At 38.0% G+C, this 19198-nt stretch carries 15 protein-coding genes; all 15 read left to right on the forward strand.

Going from position 1 to position 19198, the window contains the following annotated elements:
• Nucleotides 1-227 precede the first annotated feature (227 nt).
• The 15 genes from DEX24_RS09430 (at nucleotide 228) to fba (ending at nucleotide 19189) form a co-directional block, all read left to right on the forward strand.
• Nucleotides 228-2378: a (Fe-S)-binding protein gene (locus tag DEX24_RS09430; RefSeq protein WP_109306180.1), complete on the forward strand. Its 2151-nt coding sequence runs from the start codon at nucleotides 228-230 to the stop codon at nucleotides 2376-2378.
• Between the two features lie 182 nt (nucleotides 2379-2560).
• Nucleotides 2561-3745 (forward strand): acetyl-CoA C-acetyltransferase, encoded by a 1185-nt coding sequence (locus DEX24_RS09435; protein ID WP_109306181.1) that lies wholly within the window; start codon nucleotides 2561-2563, stop codon nucleotides 3743-3745.
• Between the two features lie 13 nt (nucleotides 3746-3758).
• The gene (locus DEX24_RS09440) at nucleotides 3759-4610 is read left to right on the forward strand and encodes a 3-hydroxybutyryl-CoA dehydrogenase (RefSeq protein WP_109306182.1); all 852 of its coding nucleotides are present in this window, start codon (nucleotides 3759-3761) and stop codon (nucleotides 4608-4610) included.
• A 67-nt stretch (nucleotides 4611-4677) separates the two neighbouring features.
• Entirely contained in the window at nucleotides 4678-5808 is a 1131-nt protein-coding gene (locus DEX24_RS09445) for an acyl-CoA dehydrogenase (protein ID WP_109306183.1), read from the forward strand.
• Between the two features lie 27 nt (nucleotides 5809-5835).
• Nucleotides 5836-6972, forward strand: a complete 1137-nt coding sequence (locus DEX24_RS09450; protein WP_109306184.1) for an acyl-CoA dehydrogenase — start codon at nucleotides 5836-5838, stop codon at nucleotides 6970-6972.
• Nucleotides 6973-7054: 82 nt separating this feature from the next.
• Nucleotides 7055-10288, forward strand: coding sequence for a fused isobutyryl-CoA mutase/GTPase IcmF (gene icmF / locus DEX24_RS09455; RefSeq protein WP_109306185.1), 3234 nt, complete (start codon nucleotides 7055-7057; stop codon nucleotides 10286-10288).
• A gap of 112 nt (nucleotides 10289-10400) precedes the next feature.
• Nucleotides 10401-10559, forward strand: coding sequence for a hypothetical protein (locus DEX24_RS17190; RefSeq protein WP_170112904.1), 159 nt, complete (start codon nucleotides 10401-10403; stop codon nucleotides 10557-10559).
• A gap of 74 nt (nucleotides 10560-10633) precedes the next feature.
• The gene (gene rpoE, locus DEX24_RS09460; protein ID WP_109306186.1) at nucleotides 10634-11170 is read left to right on the forward strand and encodes a DNA-directed RNA polymerase subunit delta; all 537 of its coding nucleotides are present in this window, start codon (nucleotides 10634-10636) and stop codon (nucleotides 11168-11170) included.
• Nucleotides 11171-11403: 233 nt separating this feature from the next.
• Nucleotides 11404-12996 (forward strand): CTP synthase, encoded by a 1593-nt coding sequence (gene pyrG / locus DEX24_RS09465; protein ID WP_109306187.1) that lies wholly within the window; start codon nucleotides 11404-11406, stop codon nucleotides 12994-12996.
• Between the two features lie 449 nt (nucleotides 12997-13445).
• Nucleotides 13446-14921, forward strand: a complete 1476-nt coding sequence (locus tag DEX24_RS09470) for a DUF6583 family protein (protein WP_109306188.1) — start codon at nucleotides 13446-13448, stop codon at nucleotides 14919-14921.
• A 73-nt stretch (nucleotides 14922-14994) separates the two neighbouring features.
• A complete protein-coding gene (locus DEX24_RS09475; protein WP_109306189.1) occupies nucleotides 14995-16149 on the forward strand; it encodes an ABC transporter permease in 1155 nt (384 codons plus the stop codon).
• Nucleotides 16146-17066 (forward strand): ABC transporter permease, encoded by a 921-nt coding sequence (locus DEX24_RS09480; protein ID WP_109306190.1) that lies wholly within the window; start codon nucleotides 16146-16148, stop codon nucleotides 17064-17066. The genes DEX24_RS09475 and DEX24_RS09480 overlap by 4 nt, the downstream gene beginning before the upstream one ends.
• Nucleotides 17063-17719 (forward strand): ABC transporter ATP-binding protein, encoded by a 657-nt coding sequence (locus DEX24_RS09485; protein WP_109306191.1) that lies wholly within the window; start codon nucleotides 17063-17065, stop codon nucleotides 17717-17719. Before DEX24_RS09480 ends, DEX24_RS09485 begins: the two co-directional genes overlap by 4 nt.
• 161 nt (nucleotides 17720-17880) lie before the next feature.
• Complete coding sequence (locus DEX24_RS09490) at nucleotides 17881-18240, forward strand: response regulator (RefSeq protein WP_109306192.1); 360 nt, start codon at nucleotides 17881-17883, stop codon at nucleotides 18238-18240.
• A gap of 94 nt (nucleotides 18241-18334) precedes the next feature.
• On the forward strand, nucleotides 18335-19189 hold the full coding sequence (gene fba, locus DEX24_RS09495) for a class II fructose-1,6-bisphosphate aldolase (protein ID WP_109306193.1): 855 nt from the start codon (nucleotides 18335-18337) through the stop codon (nucleotides 19187-19189).
• Nucleotides 19190-19198 lie beyond the last annotated feature (9 nt).

The following is a 19198-nucleotide window of genomic DNA, read 5'->3' on the forward strand; positions in this document are numbered from 1 at the left end:
AAAAATGAAAGACATTAGGAAAAAGAAAACTAATGTCTTTTTTTATTTGATTTAAAAGGAAAATTGATAACTTCGAGCATAAATAAAAGATTAATGAGCATATAATGGAAATTCATTGACTGAATAGCTATTCATAAACTACAATACTAGTATTGAAGGCGTTTTAAATACACATAAATATGGCAATAAAAATTATTTTTCTTAATGCCATAAAGGGGGAAGAACAAATGAATGGGTTACTAGTGGTCAACTGGGTGCTGTTTTTTGCAGTTGTTCTTTATGCCGGTTATCTATTTCTTTATTTGCTTAAAACGCGTTATGACTTTATTAAATTAGGTAAAAAAACTGATTTTGATCATAATGTGAAAGCGCGATTGAAGAAAATATGGGTGATGGTTTTTGGACAAAAAAAATTATTGAAGGATAAGAAAAGTGGCATCATGCATATGATGTTCTTCTACGGATTTATTCTCGTACAGTTTGGGGCGATTGATTTTATTTGGAAGGGGTTAAAACCAGGTTCACATCTTCCATTTGGTCCTGTTTATCCTTATTTTACGTTTTTCCAAGAAATTGTCACAGTTGTTATTTTAATAGCTGTCGTATGGGCATTTTATAGAAGATATGTAGAGAAGCTTGTACGGTTAAAACGGAATTTTAAATCGGGCCTCGTATTAATTTTTATTGGTGGTCTAATGGTAACGGTATTAATGGGGAATGGTATGGGTCTTATCTGGCACGGCGAAGCTGGAGTATGGACAGAACCAATTGCATCTGGAATTGCTGCATTATTCAGTTTCCTACCAGTTACAGCAGCTGCGGTCGTGTTTTATACGATGTGGTGGATTCATTTATTGATTCTTTTAACTTTCTTAATCTATGTGCCACAATCAAAGCATGCGCATTTAATCGCGGGACCAATCAATGTATACTTCAACCGTATCGGGCAAGTGGGCAAGCTAACGCCTATTAATTTTGATGCGATGGAAGAGGCAGATGAAGAAGGTGCAGAAGAAGAAATACCATCTTTTGGTGTTGGTAAAATTGAAGATTTCACACAACTACAATTAATCGACTTATATGCTTGTGTGGAATGTGGACGTTGTACGAATATGTGTCCAGCAAGCGGCACAGGTAAAATGTTATCTCCGATGGATCTTATGACAAAATTACGAGACCATTTGACGTATAAAGGTAGCGTGCAAACAAGTCAAAAACCTTGGGTACCAGGATTTTTATTCAATAAATCAAAGGGCAATCAACTCGTAATGGCTGCCGGTGCAGAAGGAGCTGTTATTGAAGATATTTATAGCCCTTCATTAATCGGAGATGTTATTACAGAGGAAGAAATTTGGGCTTGTACAACTTGTCGTAACTGTGAAGATCAGTGTCCAGTTATGAATGAACATGTTGAAAAAATCATCGACCTTCGTCGTTACTTAACGATGACAGAAGGTAAAGTAAACCCGGATGCACAGCGTGCAATGTCTAATATTGAACGTCAAGGTAATCCGTGGGGCATTAACCGCAAGGAAAAAGAAGCTTGGCGAGATCAACGTCCAGATATCAAGATTCCAACGGTGAAAGAAGTAGCAAAAGCAGGCGAAGAATTTGATTATCTATTATGGGTCGGCTCGATGGGATCATTTGATAGTCGCTCTCAAAAAATTGCACTATCATTTGCGCACTTAATGAATGAAGCGGGTGTGAAATTTGCGATTCTTGGCAATAAGGAGAAGAACTCAGGTGATACACCACGCCGTTTAGGCAATGAATTTTTATTCCAAGAATTAGCAGAGGCAAATAGTAAAGAATTTGAAAAAGCAGGCGTGACAAAAATTGTAACAATCGATCCACATGCTTATAATATTTTTAAAAATGAATATCCTGATTTTGGCTGGCAGGGCGAAGTATATCATCATACAGAGTTACTATATCAGCTTGTTATGCACAAAAAACTGAAACCACAACATGAAATCAATGAAACGATTACATTCCATGACTCTTGTTATTTAGGACGTTACAATGAAGTGTATGACGCACCACGCGAGCTGTTGCGAGCGATTCCTGGCGTGAAACTTGTTGAGATGGAGCGCAATCGTGAAAATGCAATGTGCTGTGGAGCAGGTGGTGGTTTAATGTGGATGGAAGAACATGTCGGTAATCGTGTCAATGTTGCCCGTACGGAGCAAGCATTGGCTGTTAAACCGGATATTATTTCATCGGGTTGTCCATATTGCTTAACGATGTTATCCGATGGAACGAAGGCGATTGAAGTGGAAGATCAAGTAGGTACGTATGATGTAGCAGAGCTTTTAGAGCGTTCAATCTTTGGCGAATCATATACACCGCCAGTAGTTGAGGAAGTTACACAATAAAATACTTTCCTTAAAAATACATTTATACTATAATTATCAATATAGAGCATTACCAAGCAATGATTTTGACAGCAATGGTATGTATTAATCATATCGTTTTAGAGGAGAGTGCGGGTGACCCACTCTCTTTCTTTTTTAATAAAATGAAAGCGTATTCTTATATTTAAAAGGAGGAATTCACAATGGAAAAAGCGGTGATTATTGCAGGTGCACGAACAGCTTTTGGTAAATTTGGTGGCGCATTTAGTTCGCTAACAGCGAGTGATTTAGGTGGCGCAGCAATAAAGGGCGCGTTGGATAAAGCCGGCGTTGCAGTAACGGATGTTGATGAAGTGATTATGGGCACTGTTTTACAAGGCGGTCAAGGACAAATTCCATCAAGACAGGCTGCAAATAAAGCAGGATTACCATGGTCTGTGAAAACTGAAACGATTAATAAGGTTTGTGCATCTGGATTGCGCAGTATTACATTGGCTGATCAACTTATTCGACTAGGTGATGAAAAAATAATCGTTGCAGGTGGTATGGAGTCGATGTCCAATGCACCCTATTATTTACCTAATGGACGATGGGGGTTAAGAATGGGGGATGCAACATTAGTAGATGGCATGGTTTACGATGGTCTATCATGTGCTTTTGATGCACAGCATGTACATATGGGGACGTATGGTAATGCGACGGCAGATGAACTGAATATTTCACGACAACAACAAGATCAATGGGCTGCAGCAAGTCAGCAAAAAGCGATAACTTCAATCGAAAATGGTATTTTTGCAGATGAAATAATCGCTGTGGAAATTCCACAAAGAAAAGGACCTACAGTAGTCGTATCACAGGATGAAGCGCCGCGTGTTGGCACGACGGAAGAAGTGCTAGCAGCTTTGAAACCAGCATTTGGTAAGGACGGTACGATTACAGCAGGTAATGCACCTGGTGTAAATGATGGAGCGGCAGCTGTGGTAGTTATGGGGCAGCATGAGGCGCAAGCGCGTGGTTTACAGCCATTAGCAACAATTATTGGCCATGCGGAAGTAGCAATCGAACCAGCCAAATTCCCACAAACACCCGGTTTAGTCATTCGTAAATTATTGGAAAAAACACAGAAAAAAGTAGAAGATATTACACTTTTTGAAATTAACGAAGCTTTTGCAGTCGTAGCGTTAGCATCGAAGCAAATAGCTGGTCTGGATGCAGACAAGATCAATGTGAATGGCGGCGCGGTTGCGCTTGGACATCCAATCGGAGCATCTGGTTGTCGCATTGTTTTAACATTAGCGCATGAGCTGAAACGTCGTGGTGGCGGTATTGGTATTGCAGCGATTTGTTCTGGTGGCGGTCAAGGCGATGCCATCATGATTGAAGTATAAGGAGGGTATTCAATTGATGATTGAAAAAATAATGGTAATTGGTGCTGGTCAAATGGGTGGCGGTATTGCAGAAGTTTGTGCAACAGCTGGTTTTGATGTTGTTTTATGTGATTTATCACAAGAAGCATTAACGAACGGTTTTGCTAAAATAACGGCGAATCTTACGAAAAATGTAGCGAAGGAACGTATGACAGAAGAAGCAAAAGAAGCGGCACTTGCAAAATTCACTTTAGTAACAGACGTATCATCTGCAGCTTCGGTTGATTTAATTATTGAAGCAGCGACTGAAAATATGGCGGTAAAGCAGTCCATTTTTAAATCATTGGATACATTAGCGCCAGCACACGCTATTTTAGCAACGAATACATCGTCATTACCGATTACAGAGTTAGCGGCAGTGACGCAGCGTCCCGAGCAAGTAATTGGCATGCATTTTATGAATCCTGTACCAGTTATGAAACTTGTGGAGATTATTCGTGGTTTAGCAACAACAGATGAAGTATATCAAGCGATTGAAAATTTAACGCATGTATTGAAAAAAACACCTGTTGAAGTAAATGACTTTCCAGGTTTTGTCGCCAACCGTATTTTAATGCCGATGATCAATGAAGCCATTTATACATTGTACGAGGGCGTTGCGACGGTTGAAGCGATTGATGATGTGATGAAGTTAGGAATGAATCATCCGATGGGGCCCTTGACCTTAGCTGATTTCATTGGTTTGGATACTTGCTTATATATTATGGAAACCTTACATGAAGGTTTTGGTGATAGTAAATACCGCCCATGCCCACTATTACGAAAATATGTAGCTGCTGGTTGGTTAGGGAAAAAGAGCGGTCGAGGGTTTTACGTCTACGAATAATGGATGACAGCTTGTACAACTTAGATTATGGATGAAAAAATCGACTTTCAAATGGGGGATTACCAGGATGTTGAATGAACTTACAGAAGAACAAATGATGCTGAAAAAAATGGTGAAAGATTTTGCGAATACGGAGGTAGCTGCTTTTGTACCAAATATGGAGAATGGTGAATTTCCAACGGAATTACTGAAGAAAATGGGCGATTTAGGATTGATGGGCATGACAACTCCTGAGCAATATGGTGGTTCCGATATGGATTTCCAATCGTATATTATGACGATTCATGAGCTATCCAAAATCAGTGCAACATTAGGGGTCATCCTATCTGTCCATACATCAGTAGCGACGAATCCAATTTTAAAATTTGGAACGCAGCAACAAAAAGAAACATTTGTACCAAAGTTAGCAAGTGGTGAACATTTAGGCGCATTTTGTTTGACGGAGCCCTCAGCAGGTTCGGATGCAGGTTCTATTCGTACATCAGCAAAAGCCGTAGAAGGTGGCTATGCATTAAACGGTTCTAAATTATTCATTACAAATGGTGGTCATGCATCTATTTTCATCATTTTTGCTGTCACTGATCCACAACATAAGACAAAGGGCATTAGTGCATTTATTGTCGAACGCGATACACCAGGATTAATCATTGGTAAAAACGAAGAGAAGATGGGCTTACATGGCTCGAGTACAGTACAGTTGACTTTTGAAAATATGATAGTACCAACTGATCATGTTTTAGGTGAAATAGGAGGCGGCTTTACAATCGCTATGGCAAATTTAAACGTCGGTCGTATCGGTATTGCCGCACAAGCTCTAGGAATTGCTGAGGCCGCTTTAGAGGCATCTGTAGACTATGCTAAAGAAAGACAACAATTCAACCAACCGATTATGCATAATCAAGGAATTTCCTTCAAATTAGCGGACATGGCGACTTCTGTTGAAGCAGCAAAACATCTTGTGTATCATGCAGCTGCATTACATGGCGATGGCCAACCTTGTCGAAAAGAAGCTTCAATGGCAAAATTATTCGCATCAAAAACGGCTGTACAAGTAGCAATTGAAGCGGTACAAGTTTACGGAGGTTATGGTTATTCAAAAGAATATCCAGTGGAGCGTTATTTTAGAGATGCTAAAGTTACAGAAATTTATGAGGGTACTAGTGAAATTCAAAAACTTGTGATTTCAAAGGAACTGTAAGTAAAAACAACCTAGGGGGAAATGAAAATGCACTTTAAACTATCGGAAGAACATGACATGTTAAGAAAAATGGTACGTGATTTTGCTGAAGAAGTTATTGCACCAACAGCAGCAATTCGCGATGAAGAGGCACGTTTTGACCGCAGTCATTTTGATAAAATGGCAGAGCTAGGACTAACAGGAATTCCATGGCCTGAAGAGTATGGCGGTGCAGGTATGGACTTTTTAGCTTATTGCATTGTAGTAGAAGAATTATCACGAGTTGACGCTTCGGCAGGTGTGACAATTTCTGCCCATACCTCTTTAGCTGGTTGGCCATTATATAAATATGGATCAGAAGCACAAAAACAGCAATACTTACGCCCGTTAGCTGAAGGAAAAACAATTGGTGCATATGGTTTAACAGAACCAGCATCTGGTTCGGATGCTGGTGGAATGAAAACAACAGCCATTTTGCAAGGTGAAAACTATATTATGAATGGTTCAAAGATTTTCATTACAAATGGTGGTGTAGCAGATACATACATCGTCTTTGCGTTAACAGATCCAAATGATCGTCGCAGTACATCAGCATTTATCGTGGAATCCGGCTTTGAAGGCTTTTCTGTCGGTAAAAAAGAAGACAAAATGGGCATTCGTTCATCACCAACGACTGAATTGATTTTTGAGAACTGTGTGATTCCAAAAGCCAATCTCTTAGGTGAAGAAGGACAGGGCTTTAAAATTGCTATGACGACGCTTGATGGCGGTCGCAATGGTATTGCTGCACAGGCTGTTGGTATTGCTCAAGGTGCTTTGGATGAAGCGGTAAAATATGCGAGTGGACGCGTGCAATTTGGTAAACCAATTGCCGAGAATCAGGGTGTCGGTTTCAAATTAGCAGATATGGCAACAGGTATTGAGGCGTCACGTTTATTAACCTATCAAGCAGCATGGTTAGAAGGCGAAGGATTACCATATGGTAAAGCATCTGCGATGGCAAAACTATTAGCGGGAGATACGGCGATGAACGTGTCGACAGAGGCAGTTCAGATTTTTGGGGGCTACGGCTATACAAAAGACTATCCTGTTGAACGTTTTATGCGTGATGCAAAAATCACACAAATTTATGAAGGTACACAAGAAATTCAACGTATGGTCATTTCAAGAATGTTAACGAAGTAAGCAGCTAAAAATTTAATGGAACGAATAATTTTGGGGGAGCAAAATTTTCACTATTTCTATTTAATTTAAAGGGGGTCTTCGAATGGTCACAAACAGTAAAACAACAAGTCCTGTACGCTTTGTCACAGCATCCAGTCTTTTTGATGGGCATGATGCTTCGGTAAATATTATGCGGCGTATTTTGCAAGCACAGGGAGTAGAGGTCATTCACCTTGGGCATAATCGCTCGGTTGAAGAAGTGGTGAATGCAGCGATCCAAGAGGATGCAAATGGCATCGCCTTATCGTCCTATCAAGGAGGTCATGTAGAATATTTTAAATATATGCATGATTTATTACAGGATAAAGGAGCACCTGCTATTAAAATATGGGGTGGTGGTGGTGGGGTGATCTTGCCTGCCGAAATCAAAGAATTACAGGATTACGGTATCGCTGGATTATTCTCACCTGAAGATGGGCGTAAACTAGGGTTGGTCGGCATGATTCAGCAAATGATTGAAGGCAGTAGCTATCCACCAACTACAGAAGATGTGAATAGTTTACTGGATTGCATCACAACCGATACGCCAGAAATACTAGCGAAACTTATTACGTATGCTGAAAATGGTGCAACGGAATCATTTTTACAAAGGGCGCAAGAAAAAACACAGCATACACCCGTACTCGGTATCACGGGTACTGGAGGTGCCGGGAAAAGTTCGCTAACAGATGAGCTGATCCGCCGCTTCCTAACAGAGTTTCCCGATAAAAAAATTGCTATTTTATCAATCGACCCAACAAAACAAAAAACAGGCGGCGCGTTACTCGGTGACCGTATTCGAATGAACGCTATTTTCGATGACAGAATCTATATGCGTTCACTTGCTACACGTGAATCACGCACCGAATTGTCACATGCTATTAGCGATGTGTTGGATGTTGTAAAGGTTGCTGGCTTCGATTTGATTATTATTGAAACATCGGGCATTGGACAGGGAGACAATGAAATTACGACGATTTCAGATGTCGCAATGTATGTGATGACGAGTGAATTTGGTGCGCCAACACAATTAGAAAAAATTGATATGATCGATTATGCTGATTTGATCGTCATCAATAAATTTGAGCGCAAAGGTTCTGAAGATGCGCTACGCCAAGTGCAAAAACAATTCCAAAGGAGCCATGAACGCTTTAATGAGCCGATTGATAAAATGCCCGTATATGGGACCATCGCTAGTCAATTCAATGACAAAGGGACGAATTCATTATTCGCTGCACTCGTTCATGTATTAAACGACAAGCTCGATTTGACTTGGCAAACATCCTATGAAGAATTTGTGAAAACACAAAAACAAAATATTATCATTCCAAATGAACGCCGTTATTATTTACGCGAAATTTCAGAGAGTGTGCGTAGCTATCATCGCAATAGTGCACGACAAGCTGATTATGCACGTAAGCTCTTTAATCTAGAGGGTGCAATTGCTGCCTTGCAAGAAACAGCTGATCACGAACAAGCCATTGCAACATTGCAAGATTTAGCGCGCGATACACAACAACAATTATCAAATCACTCATTAAAAATCCTTGAAAATTGGCAGCAATTAAAAGACGACTATGCAGGGGACCTACTTGTTACTAAAGTGCGTGATCAAGAATTGCGAACAGTGTTGACGACAACAACATTATCCGGTTCGAAAATTCCAAAGGTTGCCTTGCCGAATTTTAAAGATTATGGTGAAATTTTGAATTTTGTCTATCGTGAAAACGTTCCAGGTAGCTTCCCCTATACAGCGGGTGTATTTCCGTTCAAACGTGAAGGGGAAGATCCAAAGCGTCAATTTGCAGGGGAAGGGACACCAGAGCGTACGAATCGTCGTTTTCACTATGTATCAAAAGATGATGATGCTAAGCGATTATCGACAGCATTTGACTCGGTAACCTTATATGGAGAAGACCCAGCAGAACGACCAGATATTTACGGTAAAATTGGGGAATCAGGTGTCAGCATTAGTACATTGGACGATATGAAAAAACTATATGCCGGCTTTGATCTCTGTGCACCTACCACATCTGTATCAATGACGATTAACGGACCTGCGCCCATAATTTTAGCGATGTTTATGAATACCGCAATTGATCAGCAAGTGACATTACGTGAAAAAGAATTAGGGCGTAATTTAACTGTAGAAGAGTTCAATGATACATCTGCTGCGACGATGAATGTCGTGCGTGGTACTGTACAAGCCGATATACTGAAGGAAGATCAAGGGCAGAATACCTGCATTTTTTCTACGGAATTTGCACTGCGTATGATGGGGGATATTCAACAATATTTTATCGATCATCAAGTGCGAAATTATTACTCGGTATCAATTTCTGGCTATCATATCGCTGAAGCGGGTGCCAATCCGATTTCGCAGCTAGCATTCACTTTAGCTAACGGCTTTACCTATGTTGAATATTATTTGAGCCGTGGTATGAATATTGATGATTTTGCACCCAATTTATCATTCTTTTTCTCCAACGGTTTAGATGCAGAATATACAGTTATTGGTCGTGTAGCACGCCGTATTTGGGCGATGGCGATGCGCGACAAATATGGCGCAAATGAACGCAGTCAGAAATTGAAATATCATATCCAAACATCTGGACGTAGTTTACATGCACAAGAAATTGACTTCAATGATATTCGAACATCATTACAAGCGTTAATGGCTTTGCAAGATAATTGTAATTCCTTGCATACGAATGCCTACGATGAAGCAATTACAACGCCGACTGAAGGTTCCGTACGTCGAGCGATGGCTATTCAAATGATCATTACAAAGGAACATGGTTTATCTAAAAATGAAAACCCACTCCAAGGGGCCTATATCGTGGAAGAATTAACGAATTTAGTCGAGGAAGCCGTACTGCAAGAATTTGATCGTATTGACGATCGTGGTGGTGTACTTGGTGCAATGGAGACACAGTACCAACGAGGTAAAATACAAGAAGAATCGATGCATTATGAACACCTAAAACACTCTGGTGAGTTACCGATAATTGGCGTGAATACGTATTTGAATCCCAATGAACTAAATCTAAATTCTTTTGACACGATGGAAGTAGCACGGGCAACCAAAGAAGAAAAAGAACATCAACTAACAAATTTACGTCAGTTCCAAAAAAATAATCATGCGTATTGTGAAGATCAACTGCAACGCTTAAAAGATGTGGCAAAATCAGGCGGCAATATTTTTGAACAGTTGATGGAAACCGTTAAATACGCGAGTTTAGGTCAAATTACGAATGCTTTATATGAAGTGGGCGGACAGTACAGACGTAATATGTAAAAGGCTGCAACATTTCAAGTCGCTAAAGAGTCCAATTTAAATAATTAGGCTCTTTGGCGATTTTTTTGTATAATACTTTCTAAAGAGCAATTTTGCAAGGAGCTCAGAAAATATGAAAAAAATTATTCATTTAGTAGTTATTGTCGCTTTACTCTGCACAACGTATGTCATGTATAATGAGCAATTGGGCGCAATACCTATCTTACTACTTGCAATCTATTTATTTTATGTTGTTTATTCTCGTATGAAAGTGAATGACAAGAGCAAATGATTGTGGCACAATAGAGTATACTGTGTATATAATAGTAACAATGCTTATGTACTTAAGAAAGGACGTGCACGAACTTGAATCTTCGTGAATTAACTCAAGAACAACTAACAGAAGAATCGCTTATTAACCTAGCGTATGGTATTTTGGTTGAGCAACGCAAACCACTTGCTTTCCGCGATATTATTACAAAAATCGAGAAATTAAAAGCTCGTACGGATGCAGAAATCCAAGGGAGTTTAAATCAGTTTTATACGGATGTAAACATCGATGGACGTTTTATTATTTTAGCTGAAAATCGTTGGGGTCTACGTGAATGGTACGCAATTGACCAAGTAGAAGAAGAAACTGCTCCTACAGTTAAAGCACGTAAGAAAAAAGCTAAAGTTGACGATGAAGAAGAAGAAATTGATGAAGTTGAATTAGAACTTGTTGAAGACTTTGATACGTATGAACCAATCGTTAAAAACGGTGACGATGAAGAAGATGATGAGCTAGCTGGACTAGACGTTGTAGATGACATCGATGAAGATGAAGATTTAGAAATCGAAATCGAAATCGATCTTGATGATGAAGATGAAGATGAAGAAGAGGACGACAAAGATTTTAAATAATTTATGAGTAAAAAGTGTTGAGGCGCTTGCCGTCTCAACAGTTTTTAATGATAAATGTTCTTTTATCATTCGAATAAATCTTGACTTACCTAGTCAAAAGATATAATCTTTTACTTGGGCTCCCTTAAAAAGGAGAATGACCGTATATAACAATGCGCTCCCTCTGCATAACTGCAGGAGGAGCGCTTTTTTATGTTTTAAAAAATAATTGATCATAACAGGAGGTAGTCAACTTGACTAAATATATTTTCGTTACAGGCGGCGTTGTATCATCATTGGGTAAAGGGATTACAGCGGCATCATTAGGTCGTTTATTAAAAAATCGCGGTTTAGAAATTACAACTCAAAAATTCGATCCTTATATTAATATTGATCCAGGTACAATGAGTCCTTATCAACATGGTGAGGTTTTTGTAACGGATGATGGTGCAGAGGCAGATTTAGATTTAGGCCATTATGAACGTTTCATCGATATTAATCTAGGAAAACATTCAACTGTCACATCGGGTCGTATTTACTCAACTGTTCTTCAAAAAGAACGTCGTGGTGATTATAATGGTGGCACAGTGCAAGTAATTCCCCATATTACAAACGAAATTAAAGAACGGATTCAACGTGCAGGTCGTGAAACAAATGCTGATATTGTCATCACTGAAATTGGTGGTACAGTAGGAGACATTGAATCGTTGCCATTTCTTGAAGCAATTCGTCAATTAAAACGTGATTTGGGAAGTGATCATGTCTTATACCTACACTGTACTTTAGTACCTTATATCGCGGCTTCTGGTGAATTGAAAACTAAACCAACACAACACTCAGTAAAAGAATTGCGTTCATTAGGTATTCAGCCAAATATTTTAGTTGTTCGTTCGGATCGTCCAGTACCACAGGATATGAAAGAAAAAATTGCTCTCTTCTGTGATGTGGATGCACATGAAGTAATCGAATGTGTAGATGCGGATAGTTTATATGATATTCCTTTAGCGTTACAACAACAAAATTTAGATGATATTGTAATAGATCATTTTGGTATCACAGCACCTGCTGCTGATATGACAGAATGGCAACAACTTGTATCCGTCGTAAATAATCTATCTAAAACAACGAGAATTGCTCTTGTTGGTAAGTATGTTGAATTACAAGATGCTTATATTTCTGTTGCAGAAGCACTTAAACATGCAGGATATGCGCATGACTCACAAATTGAGATTGATTGGATCAATGCCGAGCATGTAAATGAATCAAACGTCAAAGAATTACTATCAAATGCGGATGGAATTCTTGTACCGGGTGGATTTGGTGATCGTGGAGTGGAAGGTAAAATTCTTGCTACACAATATGCCCGTGAAAATGATGTACCTTTCTTAGGGATTTGTTTAGGTATGCAATTAGCTACAGTGGAATTTGCACGTAATGTATTAAATTTAAAAGGCGCTCATTCAACAGAATTAGATGCAACAACCATATATCCAATTATTGATTTACTACCAGATCAAGAATCAGTAGAAGATTTGGGTGGCACTTTACGTCTTGGTTTATACCCATGTAAATTAACACCAGGTTCTCGTGCAGCACAAACGTATGGCGATGAGTTAGTTTACGAACGTCACCGTCATCGCTATGAGTTCAACAATGAATTCCGTGAAGCAATGGAGGCAGAAGGTCTTGTATTTTCTGGTACATCACCAGATGGTCGTCTTGCAGAAATTATTGAACTACCAGAGAAAAAATTCTATATTGCAGCCCAGTTCCATCCGGAGTTTGTGTCACGTCCAAATCGTCCACAACCACTTTTCCGCGACTTTATAGGCGCAGCAGTAAAATAATCTGATTAAAAAACTAGCGAAACCTCTTCACTTGAAGGGTTCTGCTAGTTTTTTTTGTTCTATACTATTTGGTGGGGGTTTCAAACAATACCTCCTCTGCTTGACGCTTTCCGCGAGCCTCGTCTCAACTAATTCTCTGCGTTTAAACGCCATGGATTTTAATAGAACATTCATCGGATTTAAAGATGTAATCATCACAAAGCTGGAGAAAATAAGTGAATGGTGTGTAGTTAGCTCTAATGGCATTGTTTTAGTAAAATAAGATGAAAAAATGTGATTATTTGGAATAAATAGAGATTTAATGAAAAGTAATAAATGACTATTTCAACTCTATTTTAAATGTTATTTGCTAGGATATGTCATTTATTTCGTTGTAATACTTAAAATGTGTTTTCCTATTAAGATAATGTTCGGTATGATTTAATTATTAAAAAAATGAGGTGGAAATTTTGTCGAAAAAAGTTCTTATAGCAATTATAGCAATCGTTGTCGTTTTAGGAGGTGGCGGAGCAGCAGCCTATTTCTTAGTTACAAACACGCCTAAAAACAAATATCTATTGAGCGAACAACAATCAATTGATGCGATTGATAATTATTTTACAAATCGCTTTGAGTCTGAAATGGACATGCAAAATGCACTTGTCGATAATTCATATGACACTAAAGTAACATTAGGTGCAGATGTTTCTGAGGAAATGGCAGAAAACTTAGGAATTCCTGCAAGTATGATTAATGCGTCGAAAATTATTTTTGGTGCGAAACATGATCCCAAGGCGCAAGTTTCAACTATTTATATGAATCCAACAATAGCAGATTCTGAAATCGGCGAAATGTCATGGAGCGCAGATAAAAATAATCAGTATATTACAGCACCAATTTTACCTAAACCATTATTATTCAAAAATGATGAAATTATTGCTGGTCTTGAAAAATTAAGTGACGAAAAAATGGATAGTCAATTTACTTCAGAAATAACAAATGATACATTGAATTTAAATACGATTTTAAGTTCAGCAGTATCAAAAACAGATATGGATAAAATAATGGATCATTACTTGAAATTTATCATCGATCATATCGATGAAGATAAGTTTAAAAAAGGTAGTGGGCAAGTAACGATTTTAGGCGATAAGAAAAAGCTTGATAATGTGACGCTTACTTTAAGTAAATCAGATGTTAAAAAACTCGTGATTGCAGTTGCAGAGGAAGCAAAACAAGATAAAGATGTTGAAAATTTAGTAGTAAAATCATCTCCAGGCCTAGATTATAAAAAAGAACTCGATGATTTGATTAAGACATTAAAAGACTCAAATGATTTCCCAAGTTTCAAATCCGTTATTCACGTAGATGGTAAAGATATTCAAAAACGTGATCTTACTATTACGTCTTCAGAAGATGAAGTATTTATCGTTACATTGGATACAATGATTGATAAAGATATGCAAATTAAAGCAGCTTTCGGTGATAACAAAGAAAATAAAGAAGCTTTAGTAATCGAGGGTAGCTCTAAGGGAACTAAAGATGTAGTCGATAACTATACAGCTACATTTAATGACGATATTGAAAAAATTGTCGTGAAGTTTGATAACAAGGAAACAATAAAAGATAAAACACGTACAGATAATATGACATTTGATATCGGTGATGGAAGCGATACGATGTTCAAAGCGAACTATACACAAGATCTGTTGACAGATGCGAAAAATAATATGCAAAAATCTACTGGTACTGTTGTTTTTGAAGTGGAAGGTCAAGAAGTGAAGTTACTACTTGATACAGAAACAAAGATTAAAGCAGATGTAAAAGTGGATGTGAAAGACGCACAAGATGTTAATAAAATGTCTAAAGCAGAAATAAATAAATTACAATCAAATGTGACGGAAAAAGTTACAGAGTTATTTATGGGTATTGCCGGCGGATTTTAGCAGAAAAAAGAACGGTATATGGTTAAATACCTATACCGTTCTTTTTATACATAAAAAATGGGAGAGTGAGTAAATGCCAACGCTAAAGTTGTTTAACATTTACCACTCTTTTTTAATTAAAAAGTGGTATTTATTCGTCTATATTGTTTTATTATTTAGTGCAGTCATCATTGCTGCAGCGACAATCTCTCATTTTTCACAGCGGGAAGATGGTATTGAAATTGCCGTTGTTGATCGTGACCAAACGACAGAAACAAAACTGATTTTATCGGCAGTTCAAGACAATGATTCATTATCGGAAAAAATTAGCCTTGTAAAAATGACTGGGCCACAAGCAGAAAAAGAGCTGAAAAATCGTAAAATAGCTGGATTTATCTCTTTTGAAAAAGGAATGACACAAGCATTTTATCGGAATGGTCAGTTACCAATTACCGTTCACACATATGATCAAACTTCTTTATCTAGTATTGTCATCAACCAATTAACGGATTCTGTTTACAGTCGACTGATGTTATCGGAGGCCGGGATTTTAACATATGGTCAGCTTCATCAAACGGCAACGCAAGACGAGCTAATTGTCATGATGACGGAATTGCTATTTACTGGTTTGGATCGAATGGCAGCTTTTGATATACAAGAGGTTAAAACGATACAAACAAGCGATTACATCGTTGTAAGTTTGTATTGGATCGCACTTTATTTGTTTTTTATATCCCTGGTAACTTTGTTACGTATGAACGAGGATCGGGCGATGAAGCAACGCTTACAAAGCTATCATTTTGCTCTAGAAAAATTAATGATTGTACGCCATAGTTTGGCGTTGTTTTATACATTATTATTTGCTATTTTGAGTTTTTCTACTATATTGGTAGCGACGGATATGCCATTTGAAAATTATAATATTCCCTATATTATTCGTGCTACAGGTTACTATTTAGCATTGATCTATACGGTGCATATTATGAGCGAAATAATCGCTGTAAGGTTTGTGAAATTAATAATTGCGGGTGCTGTTTTGCTTTTTTCTGGGGCGTTGATTCCGATAATTTATTTACGTCACTTATTAGGAAACCCTATTGATGAATTATTTTTCACACAGCTTTACCATGCGTTACTGGAGCTTGTAACGGCTAATTATATAAGTGACTTTACACCATCCTTTTATTGGCAAATCGTAAGTGTATTAGTTGTGACTATACTGTTAATCGTTTGGAGGTATCGTCGATGAAGTCTATTTGGTTATTTTTACTGACTAAAAATAAGAAGCCCTTCCTGCTACTAATTATTGTCTTATATGCAGTTATAGCCGTATTGTTAGGTCTTGTTGAGCGTAATAATAGCTTGCTGAAAATACCTATTGCAGTAACAGACTTGAATAATAGTGCAGCATCTCATCAACTGATCGCATCACTTGAACACTCGAAATATATTGAAGTGTTAGATTTGTTAGAAACGACTCTTTCTGCTGAAGAGCAAGTGGCTGCTCAAAGAGCGACAATCAGTGTCATTATTCCAAAGGATTTTCAAGAAAACGTTAGCGATGGTAAAACGAGAAAATCGATTACTGTCTATAAATCATCGAGTTTTATGGCTGATATAGCATTGGAAACGGTCAGTCAATCCTTATATGAACAACAAATTCCTTTGATTGTCGCGAAGCATCTTGACGATAAAGTAACGTATGACAAAGTGGCGGCACACTATATAAAAAATATGCCCGTGAATCAACTGAAAAAAACGGCGTTGAAAACAGCCGAGCATAATCGAACGCCGCGAATGCTTTTAGCGACAGCACTGTTATTTGTCTTGGCAACATCTCAGTTATTATTTTTCCGAAATTTACGCCAACCACTTGCATTACAACGCTTAAAACTATTTGGTTCTTCCTATGCGTGGCTATATTGGAGCTATACACTTTTTGTAACGCTCTGTTTTGTTTTTGTCCATAGTCTCCTCTCTTTAGTAGGGCATGAAGCACTTGATTTACTAAGCATCTTCATATGGTTTTTTGTTTTTGAAGTCGTTGTAGCACTGATTTTTTTCAAAGTGACAACGACAAGTCATGCTCTATTTATGGTCATTGTTTGGTCACTTGCTTATACATTATTTTATCTATTTAGCCAATTGCAAGGAGGGATTTTATGATTCTACTAAATAATATATCAAAACGTTTTGGCAAGAAAAGTCTTTTTGAACAGCTATCGCTTCCTATTGCTGCCTATCAAATTACAGTGTTACTCGGAGAAAATGGTGCAGGAAAGTCAACGTTATTACAAATATTAGCTGGTCTTGAACGAGCGGATAGTGGTGAAATCCTCTACTTTGAGGAGCGTAAAACAGCAAAGGATTTAAAAGATTTTGTTGGTTATGTCCCCCAAGATATCGCCCTTTGGGAGCATTTATCGATAGAGGATAATATACAGTTTTTCCGTAGTCTGATTAAGCAACCAATCTCTCAACAACAAATTAATGATTATTATGAGCAACTTCATTTAGTTGATCTTCATCAGCCCGTTAGTCAACTTTCAGGAGGGACGAAACGCAAGGCGAATATTATTGTCGGTTTACTTGCGGCGCCCCACTTCTTGATTTTAGATGAACCAACTGTAGGAATTGATTTAAAATCACGCTATGAAATTCACCAACTGTTACGGCATTTGAAGCAGTCACATACGATTATTATGACAACGCATCATATTGATGAACTAGAATCCGTCGCCGATCAAATTGCAGTGATCGGCAAAGATCCATTTTATAGTGATGTGTTAACAGCTAAGAATATGTCTTTTTACAAATGAACTAGAAAATAAAACCATTTTTTACGTTGTTTCGGACCTTTTTATTCATAAATACGATAAACTAGAGAAGCGATGAAATAAATAAGTGAATAATCGAAATTGAACGACTGAATGATCGAATTTGGGGAATACTAATATGAGTAGCTGTAAGGGGCAAAATTATGAAAAAAATATTAATCGTAGATGACCAGCAAGGAATACGTTTACTGCTAAATGAAGTATTTAAAAAAGAAGGGTATGAAACGTATTTGGCTGCAAATGGTTTAGAAGCGATTCACTTCATCGAAAACATTATGATTGATTGCATGCTACTAGATATGAAAATCCCAGGGATGAATGGTATTGAAATATTACAACATATGCATGAAATGGGACAAAAGATGCCCATCATTATGATGACTGCGTATGGTGAGGTGGCGCTTGTTGAACAAGCGAAAAGCCTTGGTGTTATTCACTATTTCACGAAACCATTCGATATTTTTGAGGTTCGAAACACCGTCAATAATTTGTTTAAAGATTAAGTGGGGATAGTAGTAAAAACGGCTAATTTTTGATAAAATAACAATAGAGCATGCCTGTTCAACGGGCATAATTCCTGAAGGAGGATATTATATTATGGCTTTAGTTTCAATGAAAGAAATGTTAATCAAGGCAAAAGAAGAAAAGTATGCAGTAGGTCAGTTCAATATTAATAATCTTGAGTGGACACAAGCAATTCTTCAAGCAGCAGAGGAACAAAAATCTCCAGTAATTTTAGGTGTGTCTGAAGGCGCAGCAAAATACATGGGCGGATTCATTTCTGTTGTTCACATGGTTAAAGGTTTAATGGCTTCTTACGGTACAACGGTACCCGTAGCGATCCACCTAGACCACGGTTCAAGCTTTGATAAATGTAAAGAAGCGGTTGATGCAGGATTTACTTCTGTCATGATTGATGCTTCTCATCATCCATTCGAAGAAAACATTGAAATTACGCATAAGGTAGTTGAATATGCTCACGCTAATGGCGTATCTGTTGAAGCTGAATTAGGAACTGTCGGCGGAGATGAAGATGGCGTAATTGGCGGTATTATGTATGCCGATCCAGAAGAATGCCGTAAGATGGTAGAAGCAACGGATATCGATTGCTTAGCACCAGCTCTTGGCTCTGTTCATGGACCATACCAAGGCGAACCAAACTTAGGTTTTGCTGAAATGGAAGCTATTTCAAAATTAGCTGATTTACCTTTAGTATTACATGGTGGTACAGGTATCCCAACGAATGATATTAAACGTTCTATTTCATTAGGAACTGCGAAGATCAACGTTAACACTGAAAATCAAATCGTTGCTACAAAAGCAATTCGTGATATTTTAGCAAATGATAAAGAAGTGTATGATCCACGTAAATTCCTAGGACCAGCACGCGAAGCAATCAAAGCGACTGTCACTGGTAAAATTATCGAATTCGGTAGTAATCAAAAAGCTTAATTTAATTTA

The sequence above is a fragment of the Kurthia sibirica genome (assembly GCF_003143975.1).
Lineage (GTDB): Bacteria > Bacillota > Bacilli > Bacillales_A > Planococcaceae > Kurthia > Kurthia sibirica.

Bases quoted from the DNA above. Each gene is read 5' to 3' on its own strand.
- DEX24_RS09475 (WP_109306189.1), top strand. From the start codon at position 14,995: ATGCCAACGCTAAAGTTGTTTAACATTTACCACTCTTTTTTAATTAAA.
- DEX24_RS09450 (WP_109306184.1), top strand. From the start codon at position 5,836: ATGCACTTTAAACTATCGGAAGAACATGACATGTTAAGAAAAATGGTA.
- DEX24_RS09435 (WP_109306181.1), top strand. From the start codon at position 2,561: ATGGAAAAAGCGGTGATTATTGCAGGTGCACGAACAGCTTTTGGTAAA.
- DEX24_RS09490 (WP_109306192.1), top strand. From the start codon at position 17,881: ATGAAAAAAATATTAATCGTAGATGACCAGCAAGGAATACGTTTACTG.
- DEX24_RS09445 (WP_109306183.1), top strand. From the start codon at position 4,678: ATGTTGAATGAACTTACAGAAGAACAAATGATGCTGAAAAAAATGGTG.
- DEX24_RS17190 (WP_170112904.1), top strand. From the start codon at position 10,401: ATGAAAAAAATTATTCATTTAGTAGTTATTGTCGCTTTACTCTGCACA.
- DEX24_RS09430 (WP_109306180.1), top strand. From the start codon at position 228: ATGAATGGGTTACTAGTGGTCAACTGGGTGCTGTTTTTTGCAGTTGTT.
- fba (WP_109306193.1), top strand. From the start codon at position 18,335: ATGGCTTTAGTTTCAATGAAAGAAATGTTAATCAAGGCAAAAGAAGAA.
- DEX24_RS09480 (WP_109306190.1), top strand. From the start codon at position 16,146: ATGAAGTCTATTTGGTTATTTTTACTGACTAAAAATAAGAAGCCCTTC.
- DEX24_RS09485 (WP_109306191.1), top strand. From the start codon at position 17,063: ATGATTCTACTAAATAATATATCAAAACGTTTTGGCAAGAAAAGTCTT.
- icmF (WP_109306185.1), top strand. From the start codon at position 7,055: ATGGTCACAAACAGTAAAACAACAAGTCCTGTACGCTTTGTCACAGCA.